Source organism: Robiginitomaculum antarcticum DSM 21748 (assembly GCF_000365025.1).
Classification (GTDB): Bacteria; Pseudomonadota; Alphaproteobacteria; order Caulobacterales; family Maricaulaceae; genus Robiginitomaculum; species Robiginitomaculum antarcticum.
The window spans coordinates 462,869-478,675 of the sequence record NZ_KB823011.1; the positions used below are offsets into that span (position 1 = coordinate 462,869).

13 protein-coding genes are annotated in these 15,807 nt (G+C 52.8%); all 13 read left to right on the forward strand.

The genetic code is table 11. The annotated features are described in order from the left end of the window. The first annotated feature begins 51 nt into the window (after positions 1 to 51). Positions 52 to 2,028 carry a transketolase gene (gene tkt, locus H142_RS0102345; RefSeq protein ID WP_017930487.1) on the forward strand — a complete coding sequence of 659 codons (1,977 nt, stop codon included), beginning with the start codon at positions 52 to 54 and terminating at the stop codon, positions 2,026 to 2,028. Then, positions 2,025 to 2,456, forward strand: coding sequence for a TIGR01244 family sulfur transferase (locus tag H142_RS0102350; RefSeq protein WP_017930488.1), 432 nt, complete (start codon positions 2,025 to 2,027; stop codon positions 2,454 to 2,456). Before tkt ends, H142_RS0102350 begins: the two co-directional genes overlap by 4 nt. 9 nt (positions 2,457 to 2,465) lie before the next feature. Beyond that, positions 2,466 to 4,232: a SulP family inorganic anion transporter gene (locus H142_RS14020; RefSeq protein WP_017930489.1), complete on the forward strand. Its 1,767-nt coding sequence runs from the start codon at positions 2,466 to 2,468 to the stop codon at positions 4,230 to 4,232. A gap of 110 nt (positions 4,233 to 4,342) precedes the next feature. After that, entirely contained in the window at positions 4,343 to 5,482 is a 1,140-nt protein-coding gene (locus H142_RS14025) for a Ppx/GppA phosphatase family protein (protein WP_017930490.1), read from the forward strand. Further along, complete coding sequence (locus tag H142_RS0102365; RefSeq protein ID WP_017930491.1) at positions 5,469 to 6,176, forward strand: RlmE family RNA methyltransferase; 708 nt, start codon at positions 5,469 to 5,471, stop codon at positions 6,174 to 6,176. Before H142_RS14025 ends, H142_RS0102365 begins: the two co-directional genes overlap by 14 nt. A gap of 54 nt (positions 6,177 to 6,230) precedes the next feature. Next, positions 6,231 to 6,488: a ribbon-helix-helix domain-containing protein gene (locus tag H142_RS0102370; protein ID WP_017930492.1), complete on the forward strand. Its 258-nt coding sequence runs from the start codon at positions 6,231 to 6,233 to the stop codon at positions 6,486 to 6,488. Between the two features lie 8 nt (positions 6,489 to 6,496). Next, positions 6,497 to 6,799, forward strand: coding sequence for a type II toxin-antitoxin system RelE/ParE family toxin (locus H142_RS0102375; protein WP_017930493.1), 303 nt, complete (start codon positions 6,497 to 6,499; stop codon positions 6,797 to 6,799). Between the two features lie 132 nt (positions 6,800 to 6,931). Beyond that, positions 6,932 to 8,386: an IMP dehydrogenase gene (gene guaB, locus H142_RS0102380; protein WP_017930494.1), complete on the forward strand. Its 1,455-nt coding sequence runs from the start codon at positions 6,932 to 6,934 to the stop codon at positions 8,384 to 8,386. Positions 8,387 to 8,397: 11 nt separating this feature from the next. Continuing rightward, complete coding sequence (locus H142_RS14030; protein ID WP_017930495.1) at positions 8,398 to 8,811, forward strand: MAPEG family protein; 414 nt, start codon at positions 8,398 to 8,400, stop codon at positions 8,809 to 8,811. Then, positions 8,812 to 10,122 carry an RsmB/NOP family class I SAM-dependent RNA methyltransferase gene (locus H142_RS0102390; protein WP_017930496.1) on the forward strand — a complete coding sequence of 437 codons (1,311 nt, stop codon included), beginning with the start codon at positions 8,812 to 8,814 and terminating at the stop codon, positions 10,120 to 10,122. Positions 10,123 to 10,135: 13 nt separating this feature from the next. Further along, on the forward strand, positions 10,136 to 11,716 hold the full coding sequence (guaA, locus tag H142_RS0102395; protein ID WP_017930497.1) for a glutamine-hydrolyzing GMP synthase: 1,581 nt from the start codon (positions 10,136 to 10,138) through the stop codon (positions 11,714 to 11,716). Between the two features lie 316 nt (positions 11,717 to 12,032). Next, entirely contained in the window at positions 12,033 to 12,470 is a 438-nt protein-coding gene (locus H142_RS0102405; RefSeq protein WP_156811857.1) for a hypothetical protein, read from the forward strand. Between the two features lie 122 nt (positions 12,471 to 12,592). Beyond that, on the forward strand, positions 12,593 to 15,712 hold the full coding sequence (locus tag H142_RS0102410) for an SdrD B-like domain-containing protein (RefSeq protein WP_169331790.1): 3,120 nt from the start codon (positions 12,593 to 12,595) through the stop codon (positions 15,710 to 15,712). The last annotated feature ends 95 nt before the right edge of the window (positions 15,713 to 15,807 follow it).

Below are 15,807 nucleotides of genomic sequence, written 5' to 3' on the forward strand. Positions count from 1 at the left end.
CGCGCCTGACAATCGTTTAGACGATAGAGCAAATGAGTCAGGAAAATCCCCATGAGCAAAATCACACATACAGAGATGGCAAACGCCATTCGCGCCCTGTCTATGGACGCTGTCCAAGCCGCCAATTCCGGCCATCCAGGCATGCCGATGGGCATGGCCGATGTCGCGACCGTACTTTTTGACAAGTTTCTCAAATTCGATCCCAAGCGCCCCGACTGGGCGGATCGTGACCAGTTTATCCTCTCCGCAGGTCACGGATCTATGCTGATTTACAGCCTGCTGCATCTGACCGGCTACAAAGCCGTAACATTGGAGCAGATTAAAAACTTTCGTCAGATTGGCTCCAATACGGCTGGCCATCCGGAATATGGACATACGCCGGGCGTTGAGACAACGACAGGGCCTTTAGGTCAGGGCATTGCCAATGCTGTCGGGTTTGCACTTGCCGAGCGCCATATGAACGCCAAATATGGCGACGACATCGTCGATCATCACACCTATGTCATTGCCGGTGATGGCTGCCTGATGGAGGGGATCAGTCAGGAAGCGATTGCGCTGGCCGGACATTTAAAGCTCAGTAAACTTGTCCTGTTCTGGGATGATAACAGCATTACAATTGACGGTGCCGTGGAGCTGTCTGACAGCACGGATCAGAAAAAGCGCTTTGAGGCCTGTGGCTGGAAGGTCATTTCTGTAGATGGCCATGACAGCCGCAAAGTCGCGGGCGCGATACGCCGCGCGCAAAAATCCGATCAGCCCGTCATGATTGCCTGCAAAACCGTCATCGGCAAAGGCTCGCCAAATAAGGCCGGGACCTCCGGCGCTCACGGCGCCCCGCTTGGCGAAGAAGAGATTGCGTTAACCCGAAATGAGCTGGGTATTGAATATGGCGCCTTTGATGTCCCTGAAGATATTTACAAAGCGTGGAAACGTCCGGGACGCAAAGGTGGACGTGCCCGCCGTTTGTGGGCGGACCGTCTGGCCGGACACGAGGCTGCCGATCAATTTGAAGCTGATATGTCCGGCAATTTGCCTGCCGATTGGATGGAGTCGCTGCAAACCTATAAAGACAGCATTGCAAAATCGGCACCCAAGATCGCAACGCGAGCTTCCTCCGGCAACGTATTGAAAGTTATAACCGAAGCTATTCCGACTATGATTTCCGGCTCTGCAGACCTTGAAGGCTCAAACAAGACAAAAACGCCGGCCACAGCCATTGAAATACAGGCCGGCGAATATGGCGGGCGTTACATTAATTACGGCATTCGCGAACATGCTATGGGCGCGGTGATGAACGGCCTTTCGCTGCATGGGGGGATTATCCCGTATTCAGGCACATTTCTCGTCTTTGCAGATTATGCCCGTCCGGCGATCCGCCTCTCCGCTCTGATGGGCGTGCGGGTCATCTATGTTATGACCCATGACAGTATTGGCGTCGGCGAAGACGGCCCGACTCATCAACCCGTCGAGCATGTGGCCAGCCTTCGGGCCATCCCAAACTGTTATGTTTACCGTCCGGCTGACGCGCTTGAAACGGCGGAGTGCTGGGAACTTGCCGTACAACGCGATGATTCACCCTCTATCATGGCGCTGACGCGCCAAGGCCTTCCGGCAGTCCGTGATGATGCATCGAGGAATATGTGCGAGCGGGGCGGGTATGTCCTTCGCGCGGGTGCGGGCAAAGATCAAATTGTTCTAGTGGCGTCGGGATCTGAAGTGCACAAAGCCGTTGAAGCGCATGAGCGACTGGCCAAAGATGGGATCAGCGCCCGTGTTGTATCAATGCCTTGCATGGATATCTTCATGGAGCAGGACGAGAAATATATCACTTCCGTGATGGGCAAAGAGCTTCCGAAAATTGCAATTGAAGCCGGTATTCGTCAGGGCTGGGATGCTTTGATAGGCCGCCGAGGCGGTTTTATCGGAATGAACAGTTTCGGGGCGTCCGGGCCGGGTGACGCGTTGTTTGAGCATTTTGGCATTACAACGGACGCTATTGTTACTAAAGCCAAAGAGATGACAGGATGACGGGCGGACTGCGCAAGCTTAACGAGGACGTTTATGCGGCGGGACAAATTTCTCCCGCTGATATCCCTGCATTGAGTGAAGCCGGTATAAAATCTATTCTCAACAACCGTCCCAACGGCGAAGTTTTCGGTCAGCCCTCATCTGAGGATATGCGAATCGCCGCGGAAGCCTTCGGTCTGCAATACGCCTATGTGCCTATGGCAGGCGGGGCTTTATCCGAGCAACTCGTCAAAGAGGCTGCAGAGGCTTTTAGGGCTTTGCCCAAGCCCATTCTGGCCCATTGCGCAGGCGGCATGCGCAGCGCGGTTTTATGGGCTTTTTCCAACGCGAAAACTGATGGCGTCGACGCCGTCATCGCGGCAGCAGGCGCGGCCGGTTTTGCGCTTGAGCAATTCCGGCCGATGTTAACGCGTCACGCCCAAAGCTAGGGCCTGAAAATGGCCAATTCAACCCAAGATAAAAAGAGCGGACGCCGGATCATATTTTTACCCAGCTGGCTTATGCATTACAGCCCTTCCGTTTTGCCGGATGATATTGCCGCCGCCATTATCGTAACGGTTTTACTTGTGCCGCAGTCTCTCGCCTATGCTTTGCTGGCAGGATTGCCTGCACAAATGGGCATTTACGCCGCGATATTGCCGCTGCTCGTATATGCCATGCTCGGTACGTCGCGCCATATGTCCGTTGGACCGACCGCCGTGATCTCACTCATGACAGCGGCAGCTATTGCAAGTGTGCCTGAGGGAATGCGGGTGGAGGCTGCGGCGATGCTGGCCGTTTTGGCGGGACTTATGATGCTCGGTCTTGGCCTGCTTAAATCAGGCGCTGTGATGAATTTTGTCAGCCGCCCTGTCGTATCTGCCTATGTGACAGGTGCGGCCATATTGATCATGATAAGCCAGCTGCGCCATATTTTCGGCGTCTCCTCAAACGGAAATACTGCGCTTGAGCTGCTGAGATCTATGCTTCCCGAGCTTATCCAGACAAATTTACCGACTCTTTATCTTGGCGCAGGTGCTATCGTTTTCTTACTTTTGGTTCGAAGATACGCCGCTTTCGGGTTTTATAAATTGGGCGTGCCACCGCGCGGCGCGCGTCTTATGGCGCGTTTCGGACCTTTTGTGGCAGTCATTTTTACCGTCGCCTTGTCTTACACAATGGGTCTATCAGAGCAGTCTAATGTCGCTGTCGTTGGTATTGTGCCATCCGGCCTGCCGCGGTTGGATATCCCGTCAACCAATTGGGCTATGTATCGGGATCTTATTTTGGCGGCTTTTCTAATTGGTCTTGTGGGATTCGTGGACGGGATGTCGACGGCTCAGACTCTCGCCGCCCGTTCACGGTCGCGCATCGTACCGGACCGTGAAATGATCGCGCTTGGCGTCGCCAATATCAGCGCCGGTATATCGGGCGGCTATCCGGTCAATGCCTCCATGTCGCGCTCTGCGGTAAATTTTAGCGCAGGCGCCAAAACGCAGATGGCAGGCGTGATAACCGCAGCCCTGATGTGCCTAACAGCTGTATTTTTAACGCCGCTACTTTATCATTTACCGCTGGCGACACTCGCGGCATTGATCATAGTCGCCTGTTTCTCGCTATTTGATTTCCGGCATTTATGGCGCACCTGGCAATATAGCAAAGCAGATGGCCTCACCGCATTTGCGACCTTTATGTCCGTGCTGGTCTTTGGAATTGAAATCGGCGTTTTAGTGGGCGTGATATTATCTATGGCAATCCATATCCGCCTGACGCTGCGGCCCCATGCCGTCTTGGTCGGACGCTTTCCGGGGACAGAGCATTACCGCGATGCCTCGCGCTATAATGTCGAGACAAGCGAACGGATCAAAACCCTGCGCATTGACGAAAGTCTGTATTTTGCCAATGCGCGTTTTCTTGAAGACCGCGTGGCCGAACTGGTCGAGCAAAGCCCGCACATGAAGCATTTGGTTTTGATGTGCCCGGCGGTCAACCGCATTGACGCCAGCGCGCTAAACAGCTTGATGAGCATCAACAAACGTCTCGATATGGCGGGTGCCAAATTGCATCTTTCCGAGCTTCACAGCCATGTCAAAGACCGCCTTCACCGCTCAACATTTTTCAAAAAACTGACAGGCGAGGTGTTTTTATCGCAACACGATGCCATGGAAGCCCTGGCGGAAGAGCCGGACTGGGCGGCGCTGTCCGACCATATCGACATCCATTAGAGTCTTCTATCGAATTTCCTTTGAAACTGCCCGCATTCGTTTATGATGTGCGGGAACTGATCCGCAAGAGCGCCTGCTTGGCGACGCGGACAAAACATTGAAGGAACGCCATGTCGGACGAGCACACGTCCGCCAAGGGTCCACATAAAACGGAGAGCAGCGGGTCGACGCCGCGCCGTTGGGCAGGGCAGCGCAAACCGCGCAACAGCCCGTCAGGCTACGCCAGCACCTTTGGCGCGCTTGATCTTGGCACAAATAATTGCCGCTTGCTTATCGCTAAGCAGACGGGAGAGACTTACCGTATTATTGACAGCTTCAGCCGGGTCGTCAGGCTGGGCGCCGGTCTGTCCTCTTCCGGAAAGCTATCAGAAAAGTCTATGGACGCAGCCGTCGGCGCGATAGAAATTTGCGCGTCGAAAATGAAGGCAAAAAACGTGGCCCGCTGGCGCTGTATTGCCACCCAAGCCTGTCGTCAGGCGCGTAACGGTGACGAATTTCTGGCCCGTGTGAAATCCGAAACCGGAATTACTCTCGAGTTGATTTCGCCGCGTGTCGAAGCGCGCCTTGCTGTGATGGGCTGTCTGACACTGATCGATAAAACCAAAGATGTCGCCATGGTTTTTGATATTGGCGGCGGCTCCAGCGAGCTATCTTGGGTCGATATTCGTCGCATAAGAGCCGGTGAGGGCACGGACCGCGTTCACAGGCCGCCGATTAGTGCCTGGGCCTCATTGCCCGCAGGCGTCGTAACCCTGTCCGAGGCTATACCAGGTGACAATGAAACACCCGAAGGCCTTACCGCCCGTTATGAAGCGATGAAAGCTCATGTGCGCGGTTTAATTGCCAAAGCGGGGTGTGAAAACCGGTTTACGAACACATTTGCGGAAGGTCGCGGGCATCTGATCGGCACGTCGGGTACGATTACAAGCCTCGCCGGTATCCATCTGGATCTGCCATATTACCAACGCGACAAAGTCGACGGATTATGGATGGACGGGTCGGATGTCACGGCCCTCTCACGCAAAATGGCCGCCATGACAGTTAATCAGCGCGCAGATATACCGTGTATTGGCTATGACCGCGCCAGCCTCTTGATCGCCGGATGCGCGATCATGGATGTGCTGCTGGAGATGTGGCCTGCGCAGCGTGTGCGCGTGGCGGATCGCGGTTTGCGCGAAGGTATGTTAATGGGCCTTATCGCATCGCATAATAAGCGGCAAAACAAAGGCAATCACAATGGCAAAGGATGAACCCCCGCGCCGCGGCCGCGTGACCAAACCCGATACATCTGAGCAACATATGCGCTTAATGGATCAAAAGGTCAAAACCGCCCGCAAGCGCAAGCATTCCTCGACATTATGGCTAAGACGCCAGCTTAACGATCCCTATGTCGCCAAAGCGAAAGCCGAAGGTTACCGTAGCCGCGCGGCGTTTAAAATTCAGGAGCTGGATGATAAATTTCGTCTGTTCAGGCCGGACAGCCTTGTCGTGGATTTGGGCGCTGCGCCCGGCGGCTGGGTACAGATTGCGATGGAGCGCGGCGCGCGCGCAGTCATTGGTATTGATCTGATATTTGTCGAACCCATAGGCGGGCTGGATTTTGTTCAGAAAGACTTCATGGATCCCGATGCACCGGCCGTGATTGAAAAAATGCTCGGCGGCGCGCCTGATTTGGTCATGTCTGATCTTGCGGCCAATACGACGGGACACCGCAAGACTGATCATTTGCGTACAGTAGCCTTGGTTGAAGCCGCTGCAGACTACGCCATGTCGAGCCTTAAACCCGGCGGACATTTCGTAACAAAGGTGTTTCAGGGCGGCGCGGAAAAAGCGCTGTTAGACCGCCTGAAAGCCCATTTCAAAACGGTTAAACACGCCAAACCCAAATCTTCACGCGATGGTAGCCCGGAAATGTACCTCGTTGCCCTCGGGTTTAAAGGGTAAAGATATTCTTTGAATATCTTGACAGACTGCTCAATCGCACTAACATATAAAACTATGAACAAACCCCTTAATCTCAACATTCGTGTTAGCGGCAGTCTTGGAAAATTTGTGACGCATAAAGTTTCTGGCGACGGAGATTATGACAATTACAGTGAATATGTACGAGACCTTATCCGTAAAGATAAAAACGATTACGATCGCAAAATATTCGAAATCAAAAAAGCTGAGTTACAGAAGGCTTTTGCTTCACGGGATGAAGACTATCTTACGCTATCAGCTAAGGATATTATTCAGCGCAACCGTACCCTCTAGGCACAAATATGGCCTATAGTATTCTACGGTCTGCCAGTCATCAAATAGACGATATATATATTTATACGGCTAAAACTTGGGGCGAAGTTCAGGCTGACGCATATATCACAGGTCTGTTCGAGTGTTTTAACATGATTGTTGATCGAAAGATTTTGTGGCGTTCAATTCCAGCAGCATATGGTGTTGATGGCTATTATGCGGATTACGAAAAACACAGAGTCTATTGGAAAGTCCTTATGGATGGTGAAATCGGTATCGCAGCCGTTTTGCATGAGCGCATGAATCACGGGGATAGATTGACTGAAATGTAAAATAGAATTGCGACTACAACATTTCCACAATATCGCGCCACTGTTCAAAGGTGTAAACAATTGCGCTAGCCCCCCTAGCGCTTCCCCATATCCTCTGTTATTGCGCGTCTGCAAAAGCTATGGAGAATCCCCATGCAGATTACCGAGGGCTTGACCTTCGATGATGTGCTTTTGCAGCCCCGCGCATCTGACCTCATCCCCGCCGAAGCCGATCTGTCGACACGGCTCACGAAATCTATCCGACTGAATGCGCCTTTAATCAGCGCGGCAATGGATACCGTGACTGAAGCGCCGCTGGCCATTGTCATGGCGCAAGCGGGCGGTATCGGTGTTATTCACCGCAATATGACCAATGAAGAGCAGGCCGAAGAGGTTCGCAAGGTCAAGCGCTACGAATCGGGCATGGTGGTCAATCCTGTTACGATCCATCCGACAGCCACATTGGCCGAGCTTCGGGATCTGGCCTCCCATCACCAGATTTCCGGTATCCCGGTCGTCGAAGAAGGCGGAAAACTTGTCGGCATTGTCACAAACCGCGATGTCCGGTTCGCCACTAATCCGGACGAGCAGGTGCAGAATCTGATGACCCGCGACATTGTCACGGTTAAAGAGGGCACGAGCGACGAAGAAGCCAAACGGCTCTTGCATAAAAACCGTATCGAACGCGTTCTGGTCGTTGATGACGACTATCGCTGCGTTGGGCTGATTACGGTCAAAGATATGGAAAAAGCGCGCAGCTACCCCAATGCCTGTAAAGATCCGCATGGACGCCTGCGCGTTGCCGCGGCGTCGACCGTCGGCGATGCCGGATTTGAGCGCTGCGAAGCCTTGATTGCCGCAGGCGTAGACGCTGTCGTCATCGACACGGCGCATGGTCATAGCTCCAAAGTTTTAGAGCAAGTACGCCGCCTCAAAAAAGCCTATCCGGACACGCAAGTGATTGCCGGTAATGTCGCCACATATGACGCGACCAAAGCGCTAATCGAAGCCGGAGCGGACTGCATTAAAGTCGGCATCGGCCCGGGCTCCATTTGCACGACGCGCATTGTCGCCGGCGTGGGCGTACCGCAACTGACCGCGATTTTGGACTGCGTCCGCGCGGCAAAAGAGGCGAACATTCCGATCATAGCCGATGGCGGCATTAAATATTCCGGCGATATGGCGAAAGCCTTAGCCGCAGGCGCAGAAGCCTGCATGGTGGGCTCGCTACTCGCCGGCGCTGAAGAAACGCCCGGAGAGACGTTCCTGTTTCAAGGCCGTACCTATAAAGCCTATCGCGGTATGGGCAGCGTTGGCGCTATGGCGCGCGGATCGGCCGACCGGTATTTCCAAAAGGAAGTCACGGACGCGATGAAGCTCGTTCCCGAGGGCATTGAAGGCCGCGTCGGGTACAAAGGTCCGGCTGCGCCGATCTTGCATCAGCTTTTGGGCGGCGTACGCGCCTCCATGGGCTATACCGGATCGCATAATATTGCGCAGTTTCACGAGAATGCAATTTTTGTCAAAATTACCAATGCGGGCCTGCGTGAATCCCATGTCCACGACGTCGCGATTGCGCGTGAGTCGCCCAATTATACGCAAGGCTAGAGGACTCCATAATGGACAACACGCTCGATATTTTCAAACCTGTATTCGTACAGGCTATTATGATGATGCTGATTGCATGCTGGCTGGTCTGGGCGCGCGTTGGGTCTGCGGTTCGCGGCAAAGTCGATATGCGTGACGTTGTGAAAAACGGCTGGCCGCGCGGCTGGATTAAAAATTCCGGTGACAATTTTGACAATCAATACCAGGTTCCTCTTTTATTCATTGCGGTCTGCATTATTGCCTTTGTAACCGCGCAGGCCGATCATAATCTCGTTTTGCTGGCCTGGGCTTTCGTCGCCTTGCGCATCGTGCACGCGGCCATTCACCTCACCTTTAATCATATCCTTATGCGGTTCTCGGCTTTCCTCGCCTCGACACTGATTTTATTCGCTATGATCATAAAACTCGCACTGGCGGTATTTTAAATGAAACTTGGCGGACGCATACAGGCGGCAATAGAAGTTCTAACGGACATCACGCAGCGGCATACGCCGGCAACGGATGCACTTCGTGATTGGGGCAAAGCAAACCGCTATGCCGGATCCAAAGATCGCAGCTTTATCGGCAATGTTGTCCATGATGCCCTGCGCCGCAAAAGCTCTTTGGCCTATATGATGGGCGATGACAGTCCGCGCGCTATTGTGCTGGGAACAGTTGTGCATAGCTGGGACATGGAGGTGGCTGAGATTGAAGCCGCATTTGACGGCGATAAGTTCTCGCCCAAAGATTTGACGGATGATGAGCGGGCTGCGTTGACACATCCGCAGCTTTTAGCCGCCGCTGATGAATGGGTGAGGGCGGATGTCCCCGAATGGCTGTGGCCCGCCTTTGAAAATAATTTTGACGATGAGGCTGTGGCCGAAGGGCAGGCCATGTGCGCCCGCGCGCCGCTTGATTTGCGCGTCAACACGCTGACGACCACGCGCGAAGCCATGTTGACTGCGCTTGCCGCGCACGGCGTTGAGCCCACCCCGATTGCGGCAACAGGACTGCGCATCCCTGCACCCGGACCTCAGGGGCGTTTGCCGAATATTCAGATTGAAAAAGAGTATCAGCTTGGTCAGGTCGAGATTCAGGACGAGGCGAGCCAAATCGCGTCGCGCCTTATCGATCCGCAGCCCGGCGAGATTGTGCTGGATCTCTGCGCAGGTGGCGGCGGGAAAACGCTCGCACTGGCCGCTTTGATGAAAAATGAAGGACAGCTTCACGCCTTTGATGTCGATAAACGCAGACTTTCTCCGATCTTTGAGCGTCTGCGCCGTGCAGGCGTGCAAAATGTAACCGTTCATTCCCCTGGCGAAAACACGCTGGACGCGTTGAAGGGCAAGGTCGACCGCGTTGTCGTGGACGCGCCGTGTTCAGGCGCCGGTACATGGCGTCGTAAACCGGACGCGAAATGGCGCCTATCCGAGCAAGCCCTTGATTTGCGTTTGTCTGAACAAGCTAAAGTGTTGCGCCAAGCGGCCGAATATGTGCGCCCGGGCGGCTATCTCATCTATATGACATGCTCGGTCATAGCCGAAGAAAACGAATCGCAGATATATAAATTTATTGAAGAAAATAAAGCCTTTACGCTGATAAGCGCAGGTGAATTATGGGAAGATGTTTTTGGCGTTGATGCTGCTAAGCCGTGGTCGGCCGATGGCTGCTCTCTGACCATGTCACCCGCCTCGACCGGTACAGACGGATTTTTCTTCTCCATCATGGAATACATGCCCGAAGGCACACCGGAATAGCAGGACAAGATAGATGAGCACTTTGCAAGACGAGTTACGCGAACATCACGAACGTGCACTGATTATTGATTTTGGCTCCCAAGTGACCAAATTGATCGCGCGGCGTTTGCGTGAGAGCGGAGTATATTGTGAAGTTCATCCTTATAATAAAGTCGATAACGACTTTCTGGACAGCTTTGCCCCGCAAGCGATTATACTGTCCGGCGGTCCAAGCAGCGTTGCAACGGCCAAGAGTCCGCGTGCGCCGCAGCATGTCTTTGATTTTGGGGTTCCGGTACTCGGCATTTGCTATGGTCAGCAAACCATGTGCGAACAGCTGGGCGGGAAAGTCGAAGCGGGAGACACACGCGAATTTGGCCGTGCTGATATTGAAATCGTCTCTGACAGTCCATTATTCGAAGGCGTCGCGCTTCCCGGCGAGACATTACGCGTGTGGATGAGTCATGGCGACCGCGTCAGTAAACTCCCACAAGGTTTTGAAGTTATTGCGAAATCTGATGGCGCACCGCTCGCGGCAACAGCTGATGAGACCCGTCATTATTATAGCGTGCAGTTCCATCCCGAAGTTGTCCATACGCCTGCGGGCGCAGATATACTGCGTAACTTCACACACCGTATTGCCGGAATGAAGGGCGATTGGACCATGAAGGCCTTTCGCGAAGAAGCCATTGCGAAAGTTCGCGAACAGGTCGGCGACGGTAAAGTCATTTGCGGTCTGTCCGGCGGCGTAGACAGCTCTGTCGTTGCGGTCCTGCTACACGAAGCGATAGGCGATCAACTGACCTGCGTCTATGTCGATACCGGCATGATGCGCAAAGGCGAGTCAGAGCAGGTTATTTCTTTGTTTTCAAAGCATTACAATATGAACCTCGTTCATGTAGATGCGGGTGAAGAGTTTCTGTCTTTGCTCGAAGGTGTCGATGATCCCGAAAAGAAGCGCAAAATTATCGGCGGGACCTTCATTGATATTTTTGAACGGGAAGCCAAGAAAATTGGCGGTGCAAAATTCCTCGCTCAGGGCACATTATACCCCGATGTGATCGAATCGGTCTCATTTGACGGCGGGCCGAGCGTAACGATTAAGTCTCATCATAATGTCGGCGGCTTGCCTGAGCGTATGGATATGGCCTTGGTCGAGCCGCTGCGTGAGCTGTTTAAGGACGAGGTGAGAGCACTGGGACAAGAGCTGGGCCTGCATAAAGACTTTGTTGAGCGTCACCCATTCCCGGGGCCGGGGCTGGCGATCCGGTGTCCCGGCGTGATTACAGGCGAGAAGCTTGATGCGCTGCGGGAAGCGGACGCTATCTATCTCGACGAGATCAGAAAAGCTGGACTTTACAACGAGATATGGCAAGCTTTTGCTGTAATTCTGCCTGTTAAAACAGTAGGTGTTATGGGGGATAGCCGCACATATGAGCATGTGCTTGCATTGCGCGCTGTGACGTCAACAGACGGCATGACCGCTGATTACTATCCATTCGAGCATGATTTTTTGGCCCGTACAGCCACGCGTATCATTAATGAAGTGCGGGGCGTAAACCGCGTCGTCTATGACGTGACGTCCAAGCCACCCGGCACGATTGAATGGGAATAATCAAAAAAATTTTATCCCGCGAGTTAATTTGCGGCCGTGTCGCAAATTGGAAACTATATCTCCCGCATATCGGATTTATAGATCATGGGATTAGCTCCTTGTTAGGCTGTGAAAATGAAGATTTATCACGGTAATAGCGGCGAGATAAATCATGACTGTTCGTTCTGATGCGCGTTAATAGTTTTGCACTATAAAACAATGGGTTACTTGGTGTAACTTAACCCTAATATTCACTTCTTACTAAGGGTATGATAACCTCGTTCGGCTATACATAATTTATGCGGCATAGATCGCAACTTGGTGTATGGGTGGTGAAGTGAAGTCTTTACTTAAATTATTGATGATTTTTACGGTCGGGCTGTTTCAGGCTCCATTTGTGAATGCGCAAGAGACTGGGAATACCCCGCTCATGTTAGATATCATCGACGGGGAGACGTCATTTATCGTTATTCCCGGTCTAAATACGGCTTACTGGGTTCTTGGCGAATGTCGCCGCGATATCCCAATGAAGCCGCAGACTAAAAACAACAGCGCGTCTGCGCTGATGTCCCGGAAACTGTCGGACAAGGTGACACTTGGCCGGGAGCAAGTTGTGCTTGAGCAGCAATTCAAGTTCAACTTGACCGACACACCTGTCAATGTGGAGGTTTTCAATTCCGTACGTGGCGGATGGACAATAATTCCTGTCCGCCTCAATCAGCAGTGCCGCTTAGACGCGTCCTGTCTGGCCCGTATGGAATTGCCTATCTGCTAGATCCGCCCGTGGGCGCGCTATTTCCTATATTTTTCAACACATTACGCATGTGGTTGTGTTGCGCTCTGCTCATCTGCGCCATGTCTTATGCGTCCGGTGCTTTCGCTCAGAACGAATCTTCTTTGAGCACAGTTCAATCGACAAACACGCCAGCAATTGACCCTGCCATAGAGAAAATTGTCGAAACCAAAAACAAGCTGATCGCCACTCCTGACCTTGCTCTGTCGATTACGATTGAAGGCCAAGCTCTGCCGATGGCCCAGGTCATGCGCAATGAAGAGGGTCATGTTTTCGTTCGCGCAGAACCTATCCTGGATTTTCTTAATGATAGCTATAACTTCGACGGAGAGGCAGGCGTGCTTGTGGTTAGGCGTAGTCAGGACGGCGTTCGCATGGAGCTTTATACTGATACGGGCGTTATCAAAGCTAATGGTAAAACGATCGGTAAGCTTCGCATATTCGGGCAGGTTACGCCGGAAGCAATAACGTTAACCCCTAACGCCATTGCTGTTCTATCCGGCGCGCGCCCCAAACATGATGAAGTCGCCGGAATTCTGCATTTCGAACTGGATCCCCGTCTGAAAGTCGCCACAGGATTTCAGATCTACGTTAATGATTCCCTTTTGATTAATCCTGAGCCCGCTGCGAAGTCTGTGGGCCCCGTCTTATTACTGCCGCTACTGCCTATAGCCGACGAACTGGGCAGTTTTGTTACCATGAGCCCGGACCGTAGTACGGTATCAATTCGCCGCGCGCAGGACAGCGCCGAGTTCGATCTTAATCTTTCTACCGGGCTCATCCGTGATAAAGGGCGCCCGATTGGCGTCAGCAAAGATGCGACCTATATCGACGCCGTCAATCTTCTTTTGCCGGTTAGTGCAATCGAGGTTCTGACCGGAACGCATATCACTGTTGATGCGGGTTCGGACCGGGTCAGTATCGAACTCGATGAACGGCTAAGTGGGTCCGTTGCGCCCGATTCAAAGATATCCGATCTGGCCTCGACGGAGACGTTCACGCTTGAGAGCCTAAAGTTTACCGTCGGTCCGGATGTCAGAAACGAAGTGACGGTTAATTTCAGGGCGCGAGGCCTTAACGGCAAAATACGCTATGAAATTCCGGATATGCCGACAAGTTCAGGAGAGCTAAAGCCCAGTTGGGGCGCATTGCAATACCGTACGCTGAACGGGCTTTCCGGGACAGTTGGAGATTATTCTGCCGACCTTCGTGAACTGGACGGGGTCGGTATTCGCCGTATTAGAGGGGCGAGCGCATCAAAAGCTGGTAAGAAAGGCCGCTGGGCTCTGGCTGCAGGCACGCCGGTCAATGGCAGCGTCAAAGTTAGCGATGAGCAGTCCCGATTTACATTTGGCGGGATGGCGGCGGGACTGCGCTGGGCCGACATTGACGGATGGGAAGCCGGACTATCTATGCGCTATGATGAGCAATCCGAAGATCAAAGGCTTGTCCTGTCTTTCCTCAGCGGCAAACTTGGCAGCCAAGAAGGCAGTCGTGTAAAATGGAATGCACGCGGCGATATGGGCTATTTCTCGGGGCCGGACAGGGATAAATCACTGGACATTCGCGCAGGGGCTGCGGCGCGTATGAAAATTACTGATAATTGGGACGTCGATGTCACGGCCAGCTATGATGGCGCTGAATTTTTAAAATCAGTTCTGTCCCGTGAAGCCTTGGAAAAACGTCTTGCGGAGATCGAACGGGGTGAAGAGGATGTAGAGGATGGGCGCACCATCCCGGACATTCGCTCACCCGGACAGGATCAGGCAACATTATCTTCCACTTTGCAATATAGCGCGCGCCGTATTATCGGTCCTTTAAAAAATCCGGGCGTCGCCCTGCGTGTCCAGCGCTCAACATCAGGCGTATCCGTTGGGGCGGGCACAGCCGTCACGCTTGATAATTGGGGCCTTACCGGGTCGACCACTTTAGCGAAAACCAATACTTACTTAACAGCGGCCTATACCCAATATAGCCGTGAAGACACTTCTGAAACTAAGCTCACTGAAGACGGTTACAGCCTGTCCGTTCAGGGGTACCAAACAACAAAGCTTGGAACAATCCGGGCGCAATATAGTCAAAGCGAGCAGGGCGGGACATCCTTATCGCAGCGCGCCGATATGGCCTATTCGATTAAAGCCCGTAGCTTTAATATGCCTAAATCCGCCAAATTAAGTGTTGCACCGACGATCAATGCTGTTTGGACTCCGGAGCAAAGTTTTGTGCGCGGCGGCCTGGTCGCCAACGCAGATTCCGGCGATATATTCGGACGTAAAAACCGCGTTACAGCCGCATTTGGCGTACTTCAAAATTTCGGGGGCAAAGGCAGCGGCGAGCCGGATACATATTTTACTCTCAGTGCGGGGCGCCGATTGCAGATTAATAATAATCTGACTATGGGCCTTAGCTACCGTAATGATTTAAAAGGGGAACAGCGCATTGGCCTGAGGCTTGATGGACGTTATAACTTTAATGAGGGACGTAAGTTCAAAAATACTGAAACCGGTCGCGGCGTTTTAAAAGGCCGCGCCTTTCTGGACAAAAACCGCGACGGTGTCCGCCAAGACGGGGAGCCGGGATTGCCCGGCATCACCTTACGCGTTGCAGGCGGAAGCAAAAGGCTCGCGCTGCGCACTGACAGTGGCGGTTATTACACGATCCAGAATATTAAAACCGGGATTAAAACCATGACTCTGGACGGTCGAAGCTTACCTTTGGGGTTTGCGCTCTCTGATGAGACTTTGCTACGCGCGACTATTCGGGATGGACATATTACTACCGTTGATTTGCCGATTGTTCAGCGCGGACAGATTACAGGCTTCGCCTATATTGATAAGAACGCAAATGGTGAGTATGAGCGCGGCGAAATCCGTTTGGAAGGCGCGCGTCTTCGATTGACGGATAAGTCGGGTTTAACTCTACCCCAAGATATTTTGACCACCAGCTTTGGCCAATATGCCTTTGATGATCTGGCAGCGGGCAATTATGAACTCACAATTGTGAAGACTAATAATCCTAACTCGGTTCCGGGGACTAAAATGGCCGTTGCCCTCGACCCCGCACGCCAGCTTATGAGTAAAACGGCTATTGGCGCCCTCACTAAAATCACAAAACGGGAATTTGTCGAAGATGAGGGGACGACGACCATCATTGCGGACAACCACATTCAAGACAATTATGAAGGTGGAGATTACAAAGAGGGAGACGTTATCGGCAGTCCGTAGCTTACTGTAAAAGAACACCAACTTGACGCGGTCGCCTTATCGGCACCGCGTTTTTTTTTGTCTTCTAATAGAGTGAGATTTAAATGCAGCCGTTT